Below are 21,525 nucleotides of genomic sequence, written 5' to 3'. Positions count from 1 at the left end.
GACCGAGTTCCAGTGGCCGAGTGCGGCGGGGAGGTCGCGCCAGGGGCCGCCGTTGCGGGCGATCCAAACGACGGCGTCGAGAAAGCGGCGGTTGTCATCGCCGCTTCGGCCGGGCGTACCGGCTCGACCGGGTAGGAGCGGGGCGAGGCGTTCCCAAGTGGCATCGGAGATCGCGTAGCGGGCCATAGCAGTCGGGGTAGATGACGGCTATGGGATCGGCTGGTGGGAGTCGTGGCTCAAATGTCCACACGACCTAGCGCGTGATCGCGGCCCGCGCACCCTCCTCGTTTCGCCCTCCCCCACGCCTCCCGGGCGGCGATGAACCCGCCCGATGATGGGAACTCGCGCGCCGGCTTTGCCAAATCTTTTGGAAGCGCTTCCCAATTTGCCCCCCCGCCTGTTGCGCGGGAGGGCGGATTATTATATCATCACCGATGCGCGTTGTGTAAGCGCTTACACCCTCTCCTGACACGCGGACGTTGGCTATTACGATCTACGATATCGCCGAGCGCGCCGGGGTCTCCATCGCCACCGTGTCGCGCGTGTTCAGCGGCCGATCGCGCGTGGCCGACCCGACCCGGGAACGTGTCTTCGCCGTCGCCCGCGCGCTCGGGTACGAGCCGAACGTCTCCGCCCGCAGCCTCGCCCGCCAGAGCACGCGCGTCGTGGCCGCCGTCGTGCCGATGCTGACGTCGTACTTCTTCATGGAAGTCATCCGCGGCGTGCAGGACCGACTCTCCGAGATCGACTACGACTTGCTCGTCTACGCCTCGCGCGCGCCCGAAGAAGTGGACAACCAACTCGCGCGCGCCGTCCAGAAAGGCCGCGCCGACGGGCTCCTCCTCTGTTCGACGCCGCTCACCGACGGCCGATCCCGCACGCTCGAGGCCTGCGGCCTCCCGGTCGTCCTCGTGGACTCGGCGCACCCCGGCTTCGACTCCGTCTCGGTGAACAACCGCGACGGCGGCTACGATGCGACGCGCCACCTTTTAGACCAGGGCTACGAGCGGATCGCCCTCATCGCGCCGAACCCCGTCTCCGTGCCGGGCATCGAGCGGCGCGAGGGGTACGAGGCCGCGCTCCGGGAAGCCGGCCGGCCGGTGGACCCGCGCCTCATCGTCACGAGCGCCGAGGTGGAGCAGCACGGCTTCACACGGGAAGCGGGCTACGCCGCCATGCAGAAGCTCCTCGCCCTCCCCGTCCCGCCCGACGCCGTCTTCGCCGCCTCCGACGTCCAGGCCCTCGGCGCGCTCTGGGCCGCCCACGACGCCGGCCTCACCGTGCCCGACGACCTCGCCCTCATCGGCTTCGACGACATCCGCACGAGCGCCTACGTCGGCCTCTCGACGCTCCGGCAGCCGATGTACGACATGGGCAAGCTCGCCATCGACAAGCTGATCCAGCGGATCGCCGAGCCCGAGCGGCCCGTTTCGAGCACCACGTTCTCCGCCCACCTCATCGCCCGCGACACGAGTACCGCCCGCTCTGCCACGCCGGCCGGCGCCAGCACCTCGCCCCGCACGGCTTACCCCAGGACGGAGAGTCCGACCGCACTCTCCGAGACGCCCTAGACGCAGCACACGATGATCCGTTCGTACGCCCTCGCCGCACTCGCCGCCTTCGCCCTCGCCGTCCTCTGCGCCCCCGGCGCCCTCGCGCAGTACGGTAAGATCCAAGGCACCGTCACCGACGCCACCACCGGCGAGCCGCTCCCCGGCGTCAACGTCTTCATCGAAGGCACGACGCAGGGCACGTCCACCAACTTCGACGGGGAGTACGTCATCATCGGGCTCCGCCCGGACACGTACACCGTCGTCTTCTCGTTCGTCGGCTACCAGACGACCCGCGTCGAGGACGTCCGCATCAACATCGACCTCACGCGGACGATCGACGTCGAGATGAGTGAGGAGATCTTCGAGGGCGAGGAGGTCGTCGTCACGGCCGTGCGTCCGCTCGTCCAGAAGGACCTCACGGCGACGACGGCGTTCGTCTCCGGCGACGAGATCGCCGCGCTCCCCGTGGAGAACTTCAGCGAGGTCGTGGAGCTGCAGGCGGGCGTCGTCAACGGGCACTTCCGCGGCGGGCGCATCGGCGAGGTCGGCTACTGGGTCGACGGCCTCCCCGTCTCCGACGTGTACGACGGCGGCCTCGGCGTCTCGATCGAGAACGACATGGTGCAGGAGGCGCAGGTCGTCACCGGCGCCTTCAACGCCGAGTACGGGCAGGCGCTGAGCGGGATCGTCAACGTCGTCACCAAAGATGGCTCCGACGAGTTCGAGGGCAGCTTCTCCGGCTTCCTCGGCGACTACGTCAGCGGCGAGGAGGCCCTCGTCGGCAACACGCCCGTCTTCCCCGCCCTCGACGACTACTCCGCCACGGCGATCCAGAACGCCGAAGGCAGCCTCAGCGGTCCCGTCCTCCGCGACCGGCTCTACTTCTTTACGAGCGGGCGGTTCTTCAAGAACGAGGGGTGGATCTTCGGCCGCGACGTGTTCCGCCCCGAGGACGTCGGCTTCGTCGAGGGCGTCGGGACGACCCTCCTCAACCCCGGCGGCTCGGGCGACTCCTCGGTCGTCTCGCTCAACCCGTACGAGAAGGTCTCCGGCCAGGCCAAGCTCACGGCCCGGCTCGGCCGGGGGATGCGGCTCGCCGCGAACCTCATCGCCAGCCGCGAGGACTTCCAGAACAACGACCGCGAGCTGTTCTACTTCCCCACCGCGCAGCGCCAGCAGCAGCGCGAGGCCTACAGCGCCTACCTCAAGTGGACCCACACACTCTCGAACACCACGTTCTACGAGGCCGGCGTCACCAACAGCCGCACGACGTTCGACGAGTTCCTCTTCGAGGACCCCTTCGACGCGCGCTACCGCGAGCCGCAGTTCTTCGAGTTCACCGACCCCCTCCGCACCAGCAGCTTCAAGGTCGGCGGGACGGACAACAAGCGGTTCAACCGCGCCACCGAGACGTGGCTCGGCAAGGTCGACTTCACGACGCAGCTCACCAGCAACAACCTCGTCAAGCTCGGCATCGAGGGCCGCTACCACACGCTCGACTTCGCCGACGAGTTCGTCGTCGTCAGCAACGAGGACGCCGTCCCCGTCGGAAACCAGACGCTGGCTGAGGCGCGCGGGCAGTTCGTCGCCGACAACGGGAGCTATTCGTACAACCCGATTGAGTTCTCGGCTTACATCCAGGACAAGGTCGAGCTCGGCGGGCTCATCATCAACGCCGGCATCCGCCTCGACTACTTCGACTCGGCCGGCCGCGTCTTCCGCGACCCCCGCGACCCCAACGCCGTCTTCCTCGAGAACCGCGTCGTCGTCCGCAACCCCGACGGCACGCCCGCCCTCGACGCGAACGACCAGCCCCAGTTCTACGTCACGCCCCAGGGCACGCCGGACTACGACGCCATCCTCGCCGACGACTACTACTTCGAGGACGCCGAGACCTCGTGGCAGGTCTCGCCCCGGCTCGGCGTGGCGTTCCCCATCACCGAGGGCGGCGTCGTCCACTTCTCGTACGGCCAGTTCTTCCAGGTCCCCAACTTCGAACTCCTCTACCAGAACCCGTACTTCCTCCTCGGCACGGGCGGCTCCGGGCTCATCGGGCTCATCGGGAACGCGAACCTCAAGCCCGAGCAGACGATCTCCGGCGAGATCGGGCTGAAGCAGGCGCTCTCGGCGAGTTCGGCGATCGAGCTGACGGCGTTCTACCGCAACATCCGCAACCTCACCGGCACGGCGACCGACCCCACCCGCGTCACCGGGACCTCGGCGCGCTACGGCATCCTCGTCAACTCCGACTTCGGATTCGTCCGCGGCTTCATCGCCCGCTTCGACCAGCGCATCGGCTCCGACCTCTTCGCCGGGATCGACTACACCTTCCAGGTGGCCCGCGCCAACTCCTCCGACCCCGACCAGGCGTACACCGCCGCCGCCGAGGACCAGAGCCTCGTCGAGCAGCAGATCCTCCCGACGAATTGGGACCAGCGCCACACGATCACGGCGTCGCTCACCTACGACAACCCCCGGATCGACGCGGGCTTCGGGCTCCTCTTCAGCTTCGGCTCGGGCGAGCCCTACACCCCGCGCCGGACCACGCTCCAGACCGGCAGCTCCACGGTCCCCGGCCAGCTCCTCCTCAACTCGGAGATCAAGCCGACCACGGTGACGATCGACCTCAACGCCCACAAGGACCTCCGCATCACCGGGGACCACACGGTCCGCGTCTTCACGCGCGTGAACAACCTCCTCGACGCCCGCAACGAAGTCGGCGTGTTCGGCGACACCGGCCGCGCCACGTACTCGCTCGACCGCAACGTCGAGGCCGCCAACTTCAACGGCGACATCGACTTCCTCAATCGGAACTACGCCCGACCGGGCTTCTTCGCCGAGCCGCGCCGGGTCATCCTCGGCCTCAGCTACAGCTTCTGATTTGTCCCGCGTCGTTCGCCCTTCGTGTGCACGAGCACGCGGAGGGCTCATGACGACGGACTAATGACCAACCCCATGATCCGCACGCTCCCGCTCCTACTCGTCGGCGCCGCCTTCGCCCTCGCCGGCCTCGTCGGCTCCGCTTCCGAGGCGCAGGCCCAGGGCCGCTATGGCCTCCCGAGCTTCCTCTTCGACCCCAGCTACTACTCCAGCCGCATCTACGAGAAGAAGGCGGTGATGGACGGCAACGAGGTCGCCCTCACGTTCTTCAACTACGGCCTGCTCGGCGGCGTCGGCGAGATCCGCGGGAACTGGCCGAAGGGGTCCGAGGACTTCTACATCGGCGACGTGCTCCCCGTCGTCGCCGTCGAGGTCCCCGTCGACACCGACAACGACGGCGTGGCCGACACGCTCATCCGCAACACCGTCACCACGCGCGGCCCGCGCGCCGGCGCCGACGGCCCGCCCGGTGGCTCGAACGTCTTCTGGGGCTTCGAGGCCAAGCCCGGCTTCGCCTCCGACAACTTCGTCAACGACGACGGCGTGGTCGAGGAGAACGCCCGCCCCGCCCTCTCGACGACGCCCGAGACGTGGCCCTCCTTCTGGCCCGACCAGCCGACGTGGATCGACCCCGCTACGGGCGAGGCCGACTGGAACGGGTTCTTCGGCCGCGACCAGTTCCAGGCCGACCTCGAGACCTACTTCTGGGTCGACGATGAGAACGACGAGGAGATCACGAGCCCGCAGGGCTTCGGCTTCCCCGGCTTCGTCGCCGACTCCCTCCGCCCAGGCCGGGGCGGCATGGGGCTCGAGATGAAGGTGCGCGGGCTCCAGTGGAGCCAGTTCCTCGCCGAGGACGCCATCTTCTGGCTCTACGAAGTCACGAACACGAGCACGACGACATACCCCCGCGTCGCCGTCGGCCTCACCGTCGGCACGCTCGCCGGCGGCGACAACGACTCCCAGGACGACCTCGCCTTCTTCGACCAGGCCAACCGGATCGTCTACTCGTGGGACAACGACAACTCCGGTAACCAGAACCAGGAAGTCGGCTACGTCGGCTACGGCTTCCTCGAAAGCCCCGGCGACGCGAACAACGCCATTGACGACGACGGCGACGGCGACCCCGCGACGGGCCTCGGCATCGACCCCATCACGATGCTCCCCTACGTCCCGCTCGCCCTCGCCGGGCAGAACAACGTCTTCGACCAGTCCGACTTCGAGCCGCGCACGCTCAGCGCCGGCGACCCCCTCATCCTCATCGACGAGCAGACGGGCGAGCGCTCCATCGCCTACGTCGGCGACGGCGAGACGACCGTCGTCTCGCAAGGCCGGAGCTACACCGTCGCGCCCGGCTCGGTCCTGCGCGAGACGCAGACCACGATCCAGGGCCAGCGCGACGCCGTCGTAGTGACCGAGAAGAACCTCATCGACGAGGACCTCGACGGGCTCATCGACGAGGACGTCAACCTCCACTTCGAGCGCCGCGCCCAGAACCTCCAGGGCGAGATCGAGATCCTCCCCGCCCTCCGCTTCGCGGACTACGTCAGCTTCGCGAACGCCATCCGGGGCCGCGCCGCGACCCGGCAGGACTCCCTCGCGGCGGGCCTCCTCAACCCGATGATCGACGAGTCCCGCGACGACGGGATCGACAACGACGGCGACTGGGACGACACCGCCGACGACGTCGGGGCCGACGGCCTCGCCGGCACCGGCGACGCGGGCGAGGGCGACGGCCAGCCCAGCCCCGGCGAACCCAACTTCGACGCACTCGACGTGACGGAGTCGGACCAGGTCGGCCTCTCTTCGTTCTTCTACTTCACGCCGCCCGGCGCGCTGCGGATGAACGACGACGCGCGGCTGTGGCAGGCCATGACGCCGGGCTTCTTCACCACGAACGAGGAGCTGGAGCAGCAGCAGGCCGGCGGCGGCGTCGACGGCGACTTCATCTTCTCGTCGGGCTACTTCCGGCTCGAACCCGGCCAGACCCTCCGCTTCTCCCTCGCGACCGTCTTCGGCAACGACCTCGAAGACATCACGAACAACACGCAGACGATCCAGGAGATCTACAACCGGAACTACCAGTTCGCCCGCCCGCCCGACCGGCCCACGCTCCGCGCCGTGCCCGGCGACGGCCGCGTCACGCTCTACTGGGACTCGAAGTCCCTCGACTCCGTCGACCCCGTCCTCGGGATGGACTTCGAGGGGTACCGGATCTTCAAGAGCACGGACCCCTTCTTCCAGGACCCGGACGTCGTCACGGACGTCAACGGAAACGAGGCGCTCCTCGTCCCGACGTGGCAGTACGACCTCGACAACGGCGTCACCGGCACCTACACCTCGTCCGACGTGCGCGTGCTCGGCGTCCCCTTCCCGCTCGGGCAGGACACCGGCGTGCAGTTCTCCGTCACCGACACCCTCGTCAACAACGGGCAGCGCTACTACTACGCCATCACGGCCTACGACAGCGGCTCGCCGGACTTCTACCCCGCCGAGAACAACTTCGCCATCAGCGTGCTCCAAGACGGCAGCGTCGTCACCGGGCCGAACGTCGTCGAGGTCATCCCGAACGCGCCCGTCGCGGGCTTCGTCGGCGCGCGGATCGTGGACGGGGTGACGCAGACGGCCGGGGCCGCCACGGGGGCGGTCGCCGCCGAGATCCTCGACCCCCGCCTCGTGCCGGAGAACCGGAGCTATACCCTCGCCTTCACCGGCACGGGCGCCGTCGCCGACAGCTTCCGCGTGACGACCGACCTCGGCGAGGTCATCGCCCGGGCTCCCGTGGGCGACGTGCTCTCGACCGTCTTCGACGGCATCCGCTTCCTCTTCGACAATGACCGGACGCAAATCGACACGATGCGGACGGGGTTCGAGGACCCCGAGGGCCTGCTCGACATCACGCGGCAGGTCATCAACATCGATCAGCCGAGCCCACAGCGGTGGATGTTCCAGGGCACGGCGGTCCCGTACGACTACGAAATCCGCTTCTCCGACGACCTCGTCGGCCAGTCGATCGGCGGGTTCCAGCTCGGGACCGGGAGTGCGGCGCCGACCGCCGTCGCGACGCAGACGAACTTCACCGTCTATAACACGACGCTCGACCGCCCCGCCCCGTTCGTCTTCGTCGAGCCGAATGCGGCCCGCCGCAACGGCCGGTTCGACGCCTACGAGTTCCTCTTCCTCTATGAGGACCTCGACGACGACCCGGCGACGGAGCCCGTGCCGACGTACCTCTTCCGCCCTCGCTCGACGACGATCGTGGGCGAGTTCCCCGGCGCCGGCGACACGTACCTCCTCGCCACGCGCAAGCCGTTCTCCCCGCGCGACACGTACACCTTCTCGACCGTTGCCTCGGCGGTGGACGAGGAGACCGCCGAGAGCCGGCTCGACCGGATCCGCGTGGTGCCCAACCCCTACGTCGCCGCGGCGTCGTGGGAGCGCCCGCTCCCGCAGACGATCACGAGCGGGCGGGGCGAGCGCCGCGTGGACTTCATCAACCTCCCCGTCGACGCCACCGTCCGCGTCTACAACGTGCGCGGCGCCCTCGTGTGGGAAGGCCGCCACGAGAGCGGGATCGCGGACGGGAGCCTGAGCTGGAACCTCCGCTCGCGCGAAAATCTCGACGTCGCCTACGGCGTCTACTTCTACCACGTCGAAGCGCCGAACGTGGGCTCCAAGACCGGCAAGCTCGCCCTTATCAAGTGACGAATGACGAGCGTCGAACGACGACCGACATTGGGACGGACTAACACTATGAGAACGACACTCCTTCTTACGGCCCTCCTCGCCCTCGCGGTGGTGCCCCCTGCGCAGGCGCAGGACAAGGTCGGCACGACGGCGGCCCCGTTCCTCGGCCTCGGCGTCGGCGCCCGCGCCACGGCGATGGGCGGGGCGCAGGTGGCCCTGGCCCAGGGCCCCAGCGCGCTCTACTGGAACCCCTCCGCCATCACGGCGATGACCACGAACGGCGCCGAGTTCTCGAACTCGCAGTGGTTCGCGGACTCCCGCCTCCAGCACGCCGCCCTCGTCTTCGACGCCGGCGGGCTCGGTCACTTCGGCGTCAGCGTCACCGCGCTCGACTACGGCGACGAAGCCGTGACGGCGATCTCGCTGTGCGGCCCGAGCAACCCCGTCTGCGAGACGGGCGAGCAGTGGGACGCGCTCGACCTCGCCGTCGGCGTCACCTACGCCCGCGCCCTCACCGACCGGTTCTCGTTCGGCGGCACCGTCAAGCTCGTCCGCCAGCAGATCTGGAACGAGTCGGCCGCCGGCGGCGCGCTCGACCTCGGCATCACCTACGACACCGGCTTCCAGGGCATCCGCATCGGCATGACGATGGCGAACTTCGGGACCGACATGAAGCTCGCCGGGCCGGACCTCCGCCAGCCCATCGACCCCGTCCCCGGCCAGGCCGGCAACAACCCCCGCCTCGGCGCCAACCTCGAGGTCGACGACTGGGCGATGCCGCTGATCTTCCGCGTCGGCGTCTCGGCCGTCCCCTACCAGAGCGCCGAGCAGCGGCTCACCGTCACCGCCGACGGGAACGCCCCGGCCGACGCCGCGCAGAGCGCGAACGTCGGCGCGGAGTACGCCTGGCGCGAGCTCCTCTTCGTCCGCGGCGGCTGGCGGCAAGCCTTCGGCCCGGCCGACGACGGCGGCTGGACGGCCGGCTTCGGCCTCCAGTACGCGCTCAACCGCCGGCTCTCCGGCTACTTCGACTACGTCTTCCAGAACTACGAGCCCTTCGGGACCCCTCAGATGTTCACGCTTGGAGTGACGTTCTAGCACGACCCCGACGCCCCCCGCGCCGGTTCTTTACTCCTCAACATCAAATGGTATCACCATGCGAACCGCTACCACACGCCTCGGCCTGTTGGTGACGCTCGTGCTCTTCGCCGCCCCCGTGTGGGCGCAGGAGTACCAGATCACCTTCCAGGTCGACATGAACGCAGCGATCGACAACTGCGCGCTCGACCCCATGTCCGACCAGGTCATCTCCGTCGCCGGCGAGCTCAACGGCTGGAGCACCGGCGTCGACAACCTCGCCGACGGCGACGGCGACGGCATCTACGGCGGCACCTTCACCGTCAACGAAGCCGACCTCGGCGACGACGGCGCGCTCCAGTACAAGTTCTGGGGCACCGACCCCGTCGGCTGGGAGAACGACCCGAACCGGACGGTCGACCCGACCGGGGACGTGGTCCTCGACCCCGTCGTCTTCAACCAGACGTTCACCGACCTCTGCTCGTCGGAGACCGAGACCTACGAGATCATCTTCCAGGTCGACATGTCGGTCAAGATCCTCCAGGGCCAGTTCGACCCGGAGACGGACGTCGTCACGGTCGCTGGCGGCTTCAACGGCTGGAATACCTCGGCCGACACGCTCGTCCAGGACATCTTCAACCCCGACATCTACGTCGGCCTCGTCGAGTCCGAGCTGATCGTGCCGAGCGAGCAGGCGTATAAGTACATCATCGGCGAGCCCGAAGACGCCGCGCCCGACGGCTGGGAGACCCTCCCCCAGGGCGGCGACCGGATGTTCAACATCACCGGCGACGAGACGGACTCCGACGACGACGACAACGACTTCCCCGAGAAGATCCTCGACGTCGTCTTCTTCAGCGAGACCACGCCGGACGACATCCTCACCGCGCCCGCGACCGTCCTCTTCGAGGTCGACCTCCGCCCGGCGTACTACCACCTCGCCGACAGCACCTTCCTCCCGTCCGACACGCAGACGGGCGAGCCGACGACGAGCATCGACGGCCTCTTCATCAACGGCCCCTTCGCCGGCAGCGCCGACGGCCTGAACGACTGGGCGACGTGGGGACCCGACGACCTCGGCCAGATCCCGACGCGCCAGCTCTTCGACGACGGGACGAACGGCGACGTGACCGCGGGTGACTCCATCTTCACGCTCACCTACGAGTTCGCGGCCGGGACCTCGAAGACCCTCGCCGGCAAGCTCGGCATCAACGGGTTCGACAACGAGGCCGGCTTCGGGGCGGACCACATCTACGTCCTCACCGAAGGCACGCAGACGATCGAGAAAGCCTTCGGCGCCCAGCGCCGGGCCGACGGCACGTTCACCGACGACAACGGCCCGGTCATCAACGACCAGGACTTCTCGATGGCGTACGACCCGTACATCCTCATCGATAACACGGCGACGCCGCCGACCTACACGGTCGTCCGTCGCGGTGGCGATGTGGACAACAACCCGGTGGCGGTGGAGCCGACGGGCGTCGTCCCGGTCACGGCCGAGCTTCGGGGGAACTACCCGAACCCGTTCGTCGGGCGGACCACGTTCGAGTACGCCGTCGCTGAGGCGGGCCACGTCAGCCTCACGGTCTATGACCTGATGGGCCGCCGCGTCGCCACGCTCGTCGACGGCGTGCAGACGGCGGACACGTACCGCGTCAGCTTCGACGCGAGCGCGCTCGCCAGCGGCGTCTACGTCACCCGCCTGCAGGTGGGCGGCACCGTCCTCAGCCAGAAGCTGACGGTGACGAACTAAGCACGTCCGCGTGTTGCCGAGGGCCGGCCTCTTCGCCGAGGCCGGCCCCGCCGGCAGTTCCGTCCCCTGCGCCGACGGCGTCCCGGTGCCCTCCCATCCGGCGAGGCCCCGCGCCGTCGGCGCAGCGAGGACGGTTTTTTATTGCTAACAGCAGGTCCCATGATTCCCCGACGTACCGCTCTCTATTCCCCGTTTCGGCTCGCGCTCGTAGCGCTCGCATTCGCGTTCAGCGGATCGCCCGCGCTCGCGCAGCCCCAGCTCGACATCACGTTCCGGTTCCTGCCGGACCTGACGGCGCCCGAGATCGAGCCCGTCGTCCGCGCCTTCACCCCCGGCTCCTTCAATGACTGGGGGCCGAACAACAACGGCCAGATTCTTCCGACGGCGATCTCGCTGATGGACTTCACCGAGGCCGAGAACGAGTACCGCTACACGATCCCACTCACGACCGGGCAGACGTACACCTACAAGATCCACTACCACCAGAACCAGAGCGGCACCCAGTTCGTCTGGCTGACCGACCCGCTCAACCCCGTCGCGACGGGGCCGAACAATGACTCGGTCATCGAGGTCACGGACCCCCTCGCGTTCCAGCTCGCGCGTGAACAGAACGACGCCGGGCAGGTGTTCGCCGTCAGCGCCGGGATCTTCGGGACCGAGGCCATCACGGCGCTCCAGTACCAGGTGAACGACGGCCCGCTGCAAGACGGGCTCACGGCTTACGACGCTGAATCCGGCATCTTCCGCGTCGAGCTTCCCGCGCCCGTCGCCGCGCCCGGCTTCCTCCGCATCGTCGCCACCGATGCGCTCGACCGGACGGTCGAGGCGACCTCCGGGATCGTCCCGCCGACCGTTGTCGACGCGGCGCGCCCCGCCGGGCTCGAAGACGGCATCACGATCGTCGACGCGAACACGGTGCGGCTCTCGCTCTTCGCCCCGTTCAAGAGCTTCGTCCACGTCGTCGGCAGTTTCAACGACTGGACGGCCGACGGGCAGTCCCTCCTCTTCCGCGACACGGCGGGCGAGGACGCCGCCACGGCCGACAGTGTGTGGTGGTGGATCGAGCTCGACGGATTGGAGCCCGGCGAGGACATCGCCTTCCAATACCTCATCGACGGCGAGCAGCGCATCGCCGACCTCTACAGCCCGCTCGTCCTCCTCCCCGACGACGGCTTCATCACCCCCGCCACGTTCCCCGGTCTCCCGACGTATCCCGAGGAGGCGGCCGGCGCGCCCGCGACGCTCATCACCCCCGGCGCCACGCCCTACGACTGGCAGGTCGACGACTTCGAGCGGCCGGCGCAGGAAGAGCTCGTCGTCTACGAACTCCTCGTCCGCGACTTCATCGCCGCGCACGACTACGACACGCTCGCCGACACGCTCGACTACCTCGACCGCCTCGGCGTCAACGCGATCGAGCTGATGCCCGTCGCCGAGTTCGGCGGCAACATCAACTGGGGCTACCAGCCGACCTTCCACCTCGCCCTCGACAAGTATTACGGCCCGCCCGAGCAGTTCAAAGCGTTCGTCGACGCCGCCCACGCCCGCGGCATCGCCGTGATCCTCGACGTCGTCTACAACCACGCCGACGGGCCGAGCCCGCTCGTCGAGCTCTACGGCTGCACCGAGCCCGGGCTCTACACGAACGCCCCGGCGCGCCACCCCTTCAACGTCTTCTGCGACCTCGACCACACGCAGCCCGCCACGCAGTACTGGCTCGACCGCGCGAATCAGTGGTGGCTGGAGGAGTACCGCGTCGACGGCTTCCGCTTCGACCTCTCGAAAGGGTTCATGCAGACCGGCCCGTGGGACGGCTACAACCCGCAGCGGATCGGCCTGCTGACGCGGATGGCGAGCCGGATCTGGGAGACGAATCCCGACGCGCTCGTGATCCTCGAGCACCTCAACCCGAGCGCGCAGGAGAATCTCGAGCTCGTCAACTTCGGTCGCGACGAAGGGCTGCCCGGCATGATGCTCTGGCACAACATGAACCGCGAGTACAACCAGGGCTCGATGGGCTACCCCACGGCGACGGACTTCCCGAGCACGCTCGAAGACACGTACCCGCCCGAGTGGATCACCGGGATGCCCGTCGACGGCGCCGTGATGTACATGGAGAGCCACGACGAGCAGTGGATGATGTTCAGGAACCGCGCGTTCGGGAATACGAGCGGGACGTACAACGTCCGCGACCTCGCGACGGCGCTCGACCGGCAGAAGCTCGCCGGCTCGTTCTTCTTCCCCGTCCCCGGCGCGCGGATGCTATGGCAGTTCGGCGAGCTCGGCTACGGCGGCGGCCCCGGCGAGTGCCTCAAGCCCGGCGACGGCTCGAACGGCGACTGCCCCGCCTCCGCGCCCGGCCGCACGAGCCCGAAACCGATCCGCTGGAACTACGCCGACGAGCCCGCCCGACAGCGGCTCTACCAGACGTGGGCCGCCCTCATCAACCTCCGCAACGCCTACGACGTGTTCACGAGCGTCGACACCGACGTGGACCTCAGCGTCGGGCGCACGCCCGACCGCTGGATCAAGCTGACGCTCCTCAGCGCGCCCGACGGCGAGCCGAAAGAGGTCGTGATCGTCGGCAACTTCGGCGTGACGCCGGGCGACGTCGAGGTGACGTTCCCGAATGCGGGCACGTGGTACGAGTTCTTCTCCGACACCGAGCTAGAGCTGACCGACCCATTCGCGTCGATCGCGCTCGAACCCGGACAGGCGCGGATCTACACCGACGTCGACGTGCCCTCGCCCGACGGCAACGTCTACTCCGTGGACGACGAGGACGGCGCGACCACGCCCGACGCCTTCCGCCTCGACGCCGCCTACCCCAACCCCTTTGCCGCGACGGCGACGCTCACCTACGCCCTCCCCGCCCCCGCCGACGTGCGGATCGACGTGTTCGACGTGCTCGGCCGCCGCGTGGCCGTGCTCGCCGACGGCCCGCAGACGGCCGGCACGCACCGCGCCACGCTCGACGGCGCAGGGCTCGGGGCCGGGACCTACCTCGTCCGCCTCACTACAGGCGACCACACGGCGACTCAGAAGCTCACCATCCTCCGCTGACCCCATGCTGACCCCCCGCTTTTTGCGCCATCACTCCGGGACGAGTCCCTCCGTTCAGAGCGAAAAAAGCTGTCCCCCTCAAAGGGGGACAGCCGCGCGTTGCCGGGAGCGAGCGCAGGGGCGTGTCCCTGCGCGAGTGACCGCGAGCGCGGCGGGGGGTCTGCTGACGCTGGCACTCGCCCTCCTCGTCGGCTGCGCCGGATCGGACGAGATGTCCGCCGTCCCCGTTGAGGTCGCCGCCGTCGAGGCCGCGCCGGAAACGCCGGCGATGGACGAGTCCATGATGGAGAAGCCGGTGATGGAATCCGGGAGCGAGGCCGCGCTGCGCTCGAACCCGAACGTCCCCGCCTGGGCCGCCGACGCCGTGTTCTACCAGCTCTTCCCCGAGCGCTTCCGCAACGGCGACGTCACGAACGACCCGACGCGCGCCTCGCTCGAAACGCCGCTCGACCGCATCCCCGCGAACTGGGCCGTCACGCCGTGGACGAGCGATTGGTACGCCCGCGCCGACTGGGAAACCGTGCGCGGCGACGACTTCTACGAGGACGGCGTCTTCGACCGGCGCTACGGCGGCGACCTGCAAGGCGTGATCGACAAGCTCGACTACCTCAAAGACCTCGGGATCAACACGATCTATTTCAACCCCGTCTTCTACGCCCGCTCGCTCCACAAGTACGACGGCAACTCGTTCCACCACGTCGACCCGCACTTCGGGCCGGACCCGGCCGGCGACTTCGCCCTCATGGCGACGGAGACGAGCGACCCCGCGACGTGGCACCACACCGAGGCCGACAAGCTGTTCTACCGCCTCCTCGACGAGGCCCACGCGCGCGGCCTCCGCGTCATCATCGACGGCGTGTTCAACCACACCGGCCGCGACTTCTTCGCCTTCGAAAACCTCCGCACCGAGCAGGCCGCCTCGCCCTATACCGACTGGTACGTCGTCGAGTCCTTCGACGACCCGGCGACGCCGGAGGACGAGTTCGCCTACGCCGGGTGGTGGGGCGTCGAGACCCTCCCCGAGTTCGCCGACACGGCCGACGGGACCGACCTCCACCCCGGCCCGAAGGAATACGTCTTCGACGCCACCGCCCGCTGGCACGACCCCAACGGCGACGGCGACCCGAGCGACGGCATCGACGGCTGGCGGCTCGACGTGGCGAACGAGGTGCCCGTCAAGTTCTGGACCGATTGGAACGCGCACGTCCGCGAGCTCAACCCCGAGGCCTACACCGTCACCGAGATCTGGGAAGAGGCCGACGAGTTCGTCCGCGTCGGCGGGTTCTCGGCGACGATGAACTACCACGGCTTCGCGTTCCCCGTCAAAGGCTTCCTCATTGACGGCACCGCCCCGGCGAGCGCGTTCGCCGAGATGCTGAACGAGCGGCGCGAGGAGTACCCCGAGGCCGTGCAGTACGCGCTCCAGAACCTCGTCGACTCCCACGACACGGACCGCGTCGCGTCGATGATCGTGAACGCGGACCCGGACGAGGCGTACGCCGCGCCCGACCGCTGGGACTACGACTGGACCGGGCGCGTCTCGCCGCGCGGCGGCTACGACTACGACGTCCGCCGGCCGAGCCCGGACCAGCGCGAGATCCAGCGGCTCGTCGCCCTCATGCAGATGACGTATGTCGGCCCGCCGATGATCTACTACGGCACCGAGGCCGGGATGTGGGGCGCCGACGACCCCGACGACCGCAAGCCGATGGTCTGGGCCGATCTCGCCTACGACGACGAATGTGCCGATCCCCTCGGCCGTAAGCGTGCCTGCGACGAGGTCGCCTTCGACGCCGACCTGTTCGCCTTCCACAAAGAGGCCATCGCCCTCCGCAACGAGAGCGACGCCCTCCGCCACGGCGACTTCCGCGTGCTCCTCGCCGACGACGAGCGCGCCGTTTTCGCCTTCGCCCGCACGCGGCCCGATGAGGCCGTCGTCGTCGTGCTGAACCGCTCGGACGAGGCGCACAGCGTCCGCGTGCCGGTGCCGGTCGCCGGGACGTACGCGCTCACCTTCGCCACCACGAAGGGGCCGGGCCGCGTGCAGCAGGACGCCGAGGCGCTGCTCCTCGACATCCCCGCGCGGACCGGGCTCGTGCTCACGCGGGAAGACAGATAACCAATGTTGAGGCTCTTCCATTTTCTTCAGCGTGGTAGGGGCGCAGCGTGCTGCGCCCCTACGGTGATGACGCTAGCGCTCGTCCTGCTACTTATGGCAGGGTGCGGGCCGGAGGACGACCGGACGCGCGTCCGCATCTGGCACCAGAAGACCGGGGCCGAGCGGGTGTTCTTCAACGAGGCCGTCGCCCGGCTCAACGCCGAGCAGGACACCGTCGTCGTCGAAGCGCTCTACCGCGAGACCGAGGAGCTGCGGAATCTCTTCGTCGTCGGCTCCGTCGGAGGGCAGGGGCCGGAGCTGATCTTCGGCCCGGCGGACAACGTCGGCGTGCTCGCCGTCACCGCGACGATCCGGCCCATCGACGAAGTCCTCCCCGCCGACTACCTCGCGCAGTTCACCGACGAGGGCATCGTCCGCTGGGAGGGCGAGCCGTGGATGCTCGCCGACCAGATCGGCAACCAGCTCGTCTTCGTCTACAACAAGGCGCTCCTCCCGACGCCGCCCGAGACGACCGACGAGATGATCGCCGCGCTCCAGCGCGAGACGAAGGACACCGACGGCGACGGGCGGACCGACACGTACGGGCTGACGTGGAACTACCGTGAGCCGTTCTTCTTCATCCCCTTCCTCACCGGCTTCGGCGGCTGGGTGCTCGACGACGAGGGCCACCCGACGCTCGACAACGAGGCGACCGTCCGCGCGATCCGCTTCGTGCTCGACCTCCGCGATAAGTACGGCGTGATCCCCGGCGAGAGCGACTACGACGTGGCTGAAACGCTCTTTAAGGAGGGCCGCGCCGCGAGCATCATCAACGGTCCGTGGGCATGGGCCGGATACGGCGACTCCGGCATCGACTACGGCATCGCGCCGATCCCGCGCGTGAGCGAGACCGGGCAGTGGTCCGGCCCGATGGTCGCCGCGAAGGGCTACTCCGTCAACGTCAACGTGCCCGACGACAAGCTGCCCGCCGTCCGCGCCGTGCTGATGGCGCTTACCGGCGCCGCCATCCAGCGCCAGATGGCCGCCGACCTCGCCACGATCCCCACGATGCGCACCGTCCGCGAGTCCGACGCCGTCCGAGACAACGCCGAGTTGCAAGCCTCGCTCGCGACCGTCGAGAAGGGCCGGATGATGCCGATCGCGCCGCAGATGCGGCAGGTGTGGGACGGGATGCGCGGCCCCTACCAGCTCATCATGAACGGCGCCGTCACGCCCGAAGAAGGCGCCCGCCTCATGCAGGAGAACGTCGAGAAGCTCATCGCCGACACGTTTTTATGACGAGTGATGCGTGATGCGTGACCGTGCCCACGGCAGAGCGACGGGGCAGGGCACCCTCACGCATCACCCATTACGCATCACACACCCCATGCTCGAAGCGAAAGACACCGTGGCGGGGCTCGAAGCCCGCGAGCGCTCGAAGGAAAAGATGGCCCGGCAGACGGACCCCGTCGCCCCCGCCTCCCGCCTGAGCGAGACGTGGCGGCACCGGATCTTCCTCTGGTCCCTCCTAGGGCCGACCGTCCTCATCGTGCTCTCCGTCGTGGCGTACCCGTTCTTCTACAACGTGGTGCTCTCGCTCTCGAACATGAACATCTACCACATCCGCGACTGGGATGTGATCGGGCTTCAGCAGTACGCCGCCGTCTTCACCGAGGCCGCATTCTGGAGCGTGTTTTTCAAGACCATCGTGTGGACGGTGGTCAACATCGTCTTCCACGTCGGGCTCGGCGTGTTCCTCGCCGTGATCCTGAACAAGACGTTCATCGTCGGGAAGCCGGCCTGGCGGGTGCTGCTGATCCTGCCGTGGGCGCTCCCGCAGTACATCACCGCGCTGACGTGGCGGGGCATGTTCAACTACGAGTACGGCGCCATCAACCTGTTCCTCTCGGGTGCCTTCGGGATGGACCCGATCGCGTGGCTGACGAGCCCGTTCGAGGCGTTCGTCGCCGTCATCCTCACGAACATCTGGCTCGGCTTCCCCTTCATGATGGTCGTCGCGCTCGGCGGCCTGCAGTCGATCCCCGGCGAGCTGTACGAGGCGGCGGACGTGGACGGCGCGAGCGAGTGGCGGAAGTTCTGGAGCATCACCGTGCCGCTCCTCAAGCCGGTGATGATCCCGGCCATCACACTCGGCGTGGTGTGGACGTTCAACAACATCAACGTCGTCTGGCTCGTCTCGAACGGCGGCGAGCCCAACGACCAGACGCACATCCTCGTGAGCTACGTCTACGAGGCGGCCTTCCAGATGTACCGCTTCGGTTGGGCCGCCGCGCTCTCGATGGTGATCTTCGCCGTGCTCTTCGTCTTCACCCAGGTCCTGCTCAAGCGGACGAACGCCACGGAGGCAGCGTATTAGTGTTGGAGGTTGGAAGTACGAGGCGGGAGGTCGAGAATCCTCCCGCTCAAAACCCCGGACCCCGAACTTGAAACACATGGCCCGACTCGACTCGAAATCCCTGCTCGGACGCATTGGCCCGTACGCCGTGCTCACGCTCTTCGCGTTCATCGCGGTCTACCCGATCACGCGGATCATCACCGTCAGCCTCCGCCCCGGCGACCAGCTCCTCTCGACCTCGCTCGCGTTCATCCCCGACGGCGCGACGCTCGACAACTACCGCGTGCTCCTCTTCGAGACGCCGTTCCTGCGGTGGATGATGAACTCGCTCATCGTCTCGTTCGTCGTCACCGTGACCGGCGTCGCGCTCGCCTCGACGGCGGGCTACGCCATCAGCCGGTACAAATTCATGGGCCGCGGCTCGATGCTCAGCGGCCTGCTCATCACGCAGATGTTTCCGGCGACGATGTTGCTGCTGCCGCTCTACGTCGTGCTCATCAACCTCCAGTTGCTGAACTCGTACCTCGGCATCATCGTGATCTATTCGGCGACGGCCCTGCCGTTCTGCGTGTGGCAGATGAAGGGGTACTACGACACGATCCCGATCGCGCTCGAAGAGGCGGCGCGCATCGACGGGTGCACGCCGTGGCAGGCGTTCCGCCGCGTGATCTTCCCGCTCGCCGCGCCCGCCCTCGTCATCACCGCGCTCTTCTCGTTCATGACGGCGTGGAATGAGTACGTCGTCGCGAACGTCGTCTTGCAAGACACGGACATGTTCACGCTCCCGCTCGGGCTCAAGATGTTTCAGGGCGACATGACGACGCAGTGGGGGCTCTACGCCGCCGGCGCGCTCCTCGTCTCGATCCCCGTCGTCGGCCTCTTCCTCGCGCTCAGCCGCTACCTTATCTCCGGCCTCACGCTCGGCGCCGTCAAGGGATGATGCTACGCACCGAGCAACGTGCCACCCGTACAGACGCAGCATGCTGCGTCTCTACTTTCTGATCAACCACCCCTGTCGAATCATGGCCCGCGTCGAACTCGAGCACGTTCGCAAAGTCTACCCCAACGGCTACGAGGCCGTCCACGGCGCTTCGTTCTCCGTCGAGGACGGGGAGTTCGTCGTGTTCGTCGGCCCCTCCGGCTGCGGGAAATCGACGCTGCTGCGGATGATCGCGGGGCTCGAAGAGATCACGAGCGGGGCGCTCACGATCGGCGACCGCGTCGTCGCCGACGGCGCGACCTCCCTCGCGCCGAAGGACCGCGACGTCGCGATGGTCTTCCAGAACTACGCGCTCTACCCCCACCTCACCGTCCGCGACAACATGGCGTTCGGGCTGAAGATCCGCAAGTTTCCCAAGGCCGAGATCGAAGAGCGCGTGGCCGAGGCCGCCCGCATCCTCGGGCTCGAAGCTGTGCTCGACCGGAAGCCGGGGCTCCTCTCGGGCGGGCAGCGGCAGCGCGTCGCCGTCGGCCGCGCCATCGTGCGGAAGCCCGCCGTCTTCCTCTTCGACGAGCCGCTCTCCAACCTCGACGCCAAACTCCGCGTCCAGATGCGGACGGAGATCTCGAAGCTCCACAGCGCCCTCGCGGCGACGATGATCTACGTCACGCACGACCAGGTCGAGGCGATGACGATGGGCGACCGGATCGTCGTGCTGAAGGACGGCGAGGTCCAGCAGATCGACACCCCGCTCGCGCTCTACGCCCACCCCGTGAACCGCTTCGTCGCCGGGTTCATCGGGAGCCCGGCGATGAACTTCATCGAGGGCCGGATCACGAGCGACGGCGGCGCGCTCGCCTTCGTCGCCGAGGCCGACGCGCTGCGGCTCCCGCTCACAGATCGCTACGTCGCCCGGCTCGCGGGCTATGCCGGACGCCCGGTCACGCTCGGCGTCCGACCCGAAGACGTGGATGTTGCTGCAGCCGACAGCGCTGCCGCGAGCCGGTGGACCGTCGATGTGCTGGAGCCGATGGGGAACGAGGTCGTGGTCTACGCCCACGCCGGGCCGCACACCGTCGTCGCGCGCGTGGCGCCGCAGGTGCTACCGGAACCGGGGAAGGCGCTCGACCTCGCGCTCGACGCGGGCAAGCTGCACTTCTTCGACGCCGAGACCGAGCAGGCGCTGACTGAGAGTACCGAAACGCAGGCCGTCTAGCGTTCGAGCGCGGCGCGGTCCCAGTCGGCGAGGTCGGCAGCGGCTTCGTACGTGCTCTGCAGAAACGCCAGCAACGCGGCGTCGGGGTCAGGCGCCGTCCGCACGGCCTCGTACGGCAGGACGAACTCGCCGAGGTCGGGGTAGAAGTACGCGGCGTCGGGCTCGACGGCGCGGTCGGCAAACCCGTCGGGCGTGGGGTATGCGTAGGCGTAGAACGCGGCCTCGCCGAGTCCCGACCCCGGCCAGAAGCCGGCACTCGCCACTTCGTGCGAATACGCCTCGTGCATCACCCGGTCGGCGATGTTGGGGTAGCCGCCGGGGTGCTGCGGCGCCGTCCGCCCCGAGAACCGTGTCACGGCGAGATCGAATGCGCCCCAGAAAAAGTGCGACGGGCTCGACTTGCCGACGAACCGCGCGCGGAAGTCGGTGAATACGCGGTCCGCTTGCACGAGCGCGCGCCAGAAAACGTGGACGGCATCGGCGTCGTAGCTCGCGTGCTCGGTGTCGTCTTCGAACGGGATCACCTCCGGCAGTTCGACGGGCACGGGCCAGATCTGGACCTCGACGCCGACCTCGCGGAGCGCGTCCATCGTCCGGCGATAGAACGCCGCCACCGACATCGGTTCGAGCGCGAACGACGCTCGCTTGCCCTCCGACGTCTCGACGCGAAGCGCGTGATCGACGAAGTCGAAGTCGATCTGCACGCTGCCCGTCGCGAACGGCATCGCCGAGGTCGTCAGCCCGCGCGGAGTGACGTAGAGCGCGACGCCCCAGCAGTGATTCAGGTCGGCCCCGAGTGCGAGCCGGACTTTGCCGACAACCTGCGTCCAGAGGTGGAGCGTCGAGCAGGTGTCCTGCCAGTCGGCGAGCGGCGGGAGCGTGGGCCACGGCGACGTGTTCAT

General features: G+C 68.3%; 13 protein-coding genes. 11 read left to right on the top strand and 2 right to left on the bottom strand.

What is annotated here, in order from left to right; translation table 11 throughout:
* A partial coding sequence (locus tag ABJF88_12750; protein MEP0547795.1) for a transposase occupies positions 1-186 on the bottom strand: 186 nt, incomplete at its 3' end.
* A gap of 293 nt (positions 187-479) precedes the next feature.
* Here ABJF88_12750 and ABJF88_12745 point away from each other — a divergent pair.
* The 11 genes from ABJF88_12745 to ugpC all read left to right on the top strand — a co-directional run bounded on the left by ABJF88_12745 (position 480) and on the right by ugpC (position 20,623).
* Positions 480-1,571: a LacI family DNA-binding transcriptional regulator gene (locus ABJF88_12745; protein MEP0547794.1), complete on the top strand. Its 1,092-nt coding sequence runs from the start codon at positions 480-482 to the stop codon at positions 1,569-1,571.
* A gap of 12 nt (positions 1,572-1,583) precedes the next feature.
* Positions 1,584-4,433, top strand: coding sequence for a TonB-dependent receptor (locus ABJF88_12740; GenBank protein ID MEP0547793.1), 2,850 nt, complete (start codon positions 1,584-1,586; stop codon positions 4,431-4,433).
* A 75-nt stretch (positions 4,434-4,508) separates the two neighbouring features.
* Entirely contained in the window at positions 4,509-8,138 is a 3,630-nt protein-coding gene (locus ABJF88_12735; GenBank protein ID MEP0547792.1) for a hypothetical protein, read from the top strand.
* A gap of 48 nt (positions 8,139-8,186) precedes the next feature.
* Positions 8,187-9,218 (top strand): PorV/PorQ family protein, encoded by a 1,032-nt coding sequence (locus ABJF88_12730; GenBank protein MEP0547791.1) that lies wholly within the window; start codon positions 8,187-8,189, stop codon positions 9,216-9,218.
* A 58-nt stretch (positions 9,219-9,276) separates the two neighbouring features.
* A complete protein-coding gene (locus ABJF88_12725) occupies positions 9,277-10,950 on the top strand; it encodes a T9SS type A sorting domain-containing protein (GenBank protein ID MEP0547790.1) in 1,674 nt (557 codons plus the stop codon).
* A 159-nt stretch (positions 10,951-11,109) separates the two neighbouring features.
* Positions 11,110-14,013 carry an alpha-amylase family glycosyl hydrolase gene (locus tag ABJF88_12720; protein ID MEP0547789.1) on the top strand — a complete coding sequence of 968 codons (2,904 nt, stop codon included), beginning with the start codon at positions 11,110-11,112 and terminating at the stop codon, positions 14,011-14,013.
* Between the two features lie 136 nt (positions 14,014-14,149).
* The gene (locus ABJF88_12715) at positions 14,150-16,132 is read left to right on the top strand and encodes a glycoside hydrolase family 13 protein (GenBank protein ID MEP0547788.1); all 1,983 of its coding nucleotides are present in this window, start codon (positions 14,150-14,152) and stop codon (positions 16,130-16,132) included.
* A 66-nt stretch (positions 16,133-16,198) separates the two neighbouring features.
* Positions 16,199-17,410 (top strand): extracellular solute-binding protein, encoded by a 1,212-nt coding sequence (locus tag ABJF88_12710; GenBank protein ID MEP0547787.1) that lies wholly within the window; start codon positions 16,199-16,201, stop codon positions 17,408-17,410.
* Between the two features lie 88 nt (positions 17,411-17,498).
* Positions 17,499-18,488 carry a sugar ABC transporter permease gene (locus ABJF88_12705; protein MEP0547786.1) on the top strand — a complete coding sequence of 330 codons (990 nt, stop codon included), beginning with the start codon at positions 17,499-17,501 and terminating at the stop codon, positions 18,486-18,488.
* A gap of 76 nt (positions 18,489-18,564) precedes the next feature.
* Positions 18,565-19,407, top strand: coding sequence for a carbohydrate ABC transporter permease (locus ABJF88_12700; protein ID MEP0547785.1), 843 nt, complete (start codon positions 18,565-18,567; stop codon positions 19,405-19,407).
* Between the two features lie 82 nt (positions 19,408-19,489).
* Positions 19,490-20,623 (top strand): sn-glycerol-3-phosphate ABC transporter ATP-binding protein UgpC, encoded by a 1,134-nt coding sequence (ugpC, locus tag ABJF88_12695; GenBank protein ID MEP0547784.1) that lies wholly within the window; start codon positions 19,490-19,492, stop codon positions 20,621-20,623.
* Here the strand turns inward: ugpC and ABJF88_12690 are convergent.
* Positions 20,620-21,525 carry a DUF5996 family protein gene (locus ABJF88_12690; protein ID MEP0547783.1) on the bottom strand — a complete coding sequence of 302 codons (906 nt, stop codon included), beginning with the start codon at positions 21,523-21,525 and terminating at the stop codon, positions 20,620-20,622. The genes ugpC and ABJF88_12690 overlap by 4 nt on opposite strands.

Source organism: Rhodothermales bacterium (genome assembly GCA_039944855.1).
In the GTDB taxonomy this organism is placed as follows: domain Bacteria; phylum Bacteroidota; class Rhodothermia; order Rhodothermales; family JANQRZ01; genus JBBSMX01.
The sequence above is the reverse complement of the archived record's forward strand: the minus strand, read 5'-3'. Positions and strand labels throughout refer to the sequence as shown.

Excerpts from the sequence above, each read along its gene's own strand:
- ABJF88_12740 (MEP0547793.1), top strand. The coding sequence starts at position 1,584 with ATGATCCGTTCGTACGCCCTCGCCGCACTCGCCGCCTTCGCCCTCGCC.
- ABJF88_12735 (MEP0547792.1), top strand. The coding sequence starts at position 4,509 with ATGATCCGCACGCTCCCGCTCCTACTCGTCGGCGCCGCCTTCGCCCTC.
- ABJF88_12730 (MEP0547791.1), top strand. The coding sequence starts at position 8,187 with ATGAGAACGACACTCCTTCTTACGGCCCTCCTCGCCCTCGCGGTGGTG.
- ABJF88_12725 (MEP0547790.1), top strand. The coding sequence starts at position 9,277 with ATGCGAACCGCTACCACACGCCTCGGCCTGTTGGTGACGCTCGTGCTC.
- ABJF88_12720 (MEP0547789.1), top strand. The coding sequence starts at position 11,110 with ATGATTCCCCGACGTACCGCTCTCTATTCCCCGTTTCGGCTCGCGCTC.
- ABJF88_12710 (MEP0547787.1), top strand. The coding sequence starts at position 16,199 with ATGACGCTAGCGCTCGTCCTGCTACTTATGGCAGGGTGCGGGCCGGAG.
- ABJF88_12705 (MEP0547786.1), top strand. The coding sequence starts at position 17,499 with ATGCTCGAAGCGAAAGACACCGTGGCGGGGCTCGAAGCCCGCGAGCGC.
- ABJF88_12700 (MEP0547785.1), top strand. The coding sequence starts at position 18,565 with ATGGCCCGACTCGACTCGAAATCCCTGCTCGGACGCATTGGCCCGTAC.
- ugpC (MEP0547784.1), top strand. The coding sequence starts at position 19,490 with ATGGCCCGCGTCGAACTCGAGCACGTTCGCAAAGTCTACCCCAACGGC.
- ABJF88_12690 (MEP0547783.1), bottom strand. The coding sequence starts at position 21,525 with ATGAACACGTCGCCGTGGCCCACGCTCCCGCCGCTCGCCGACTGGCAG.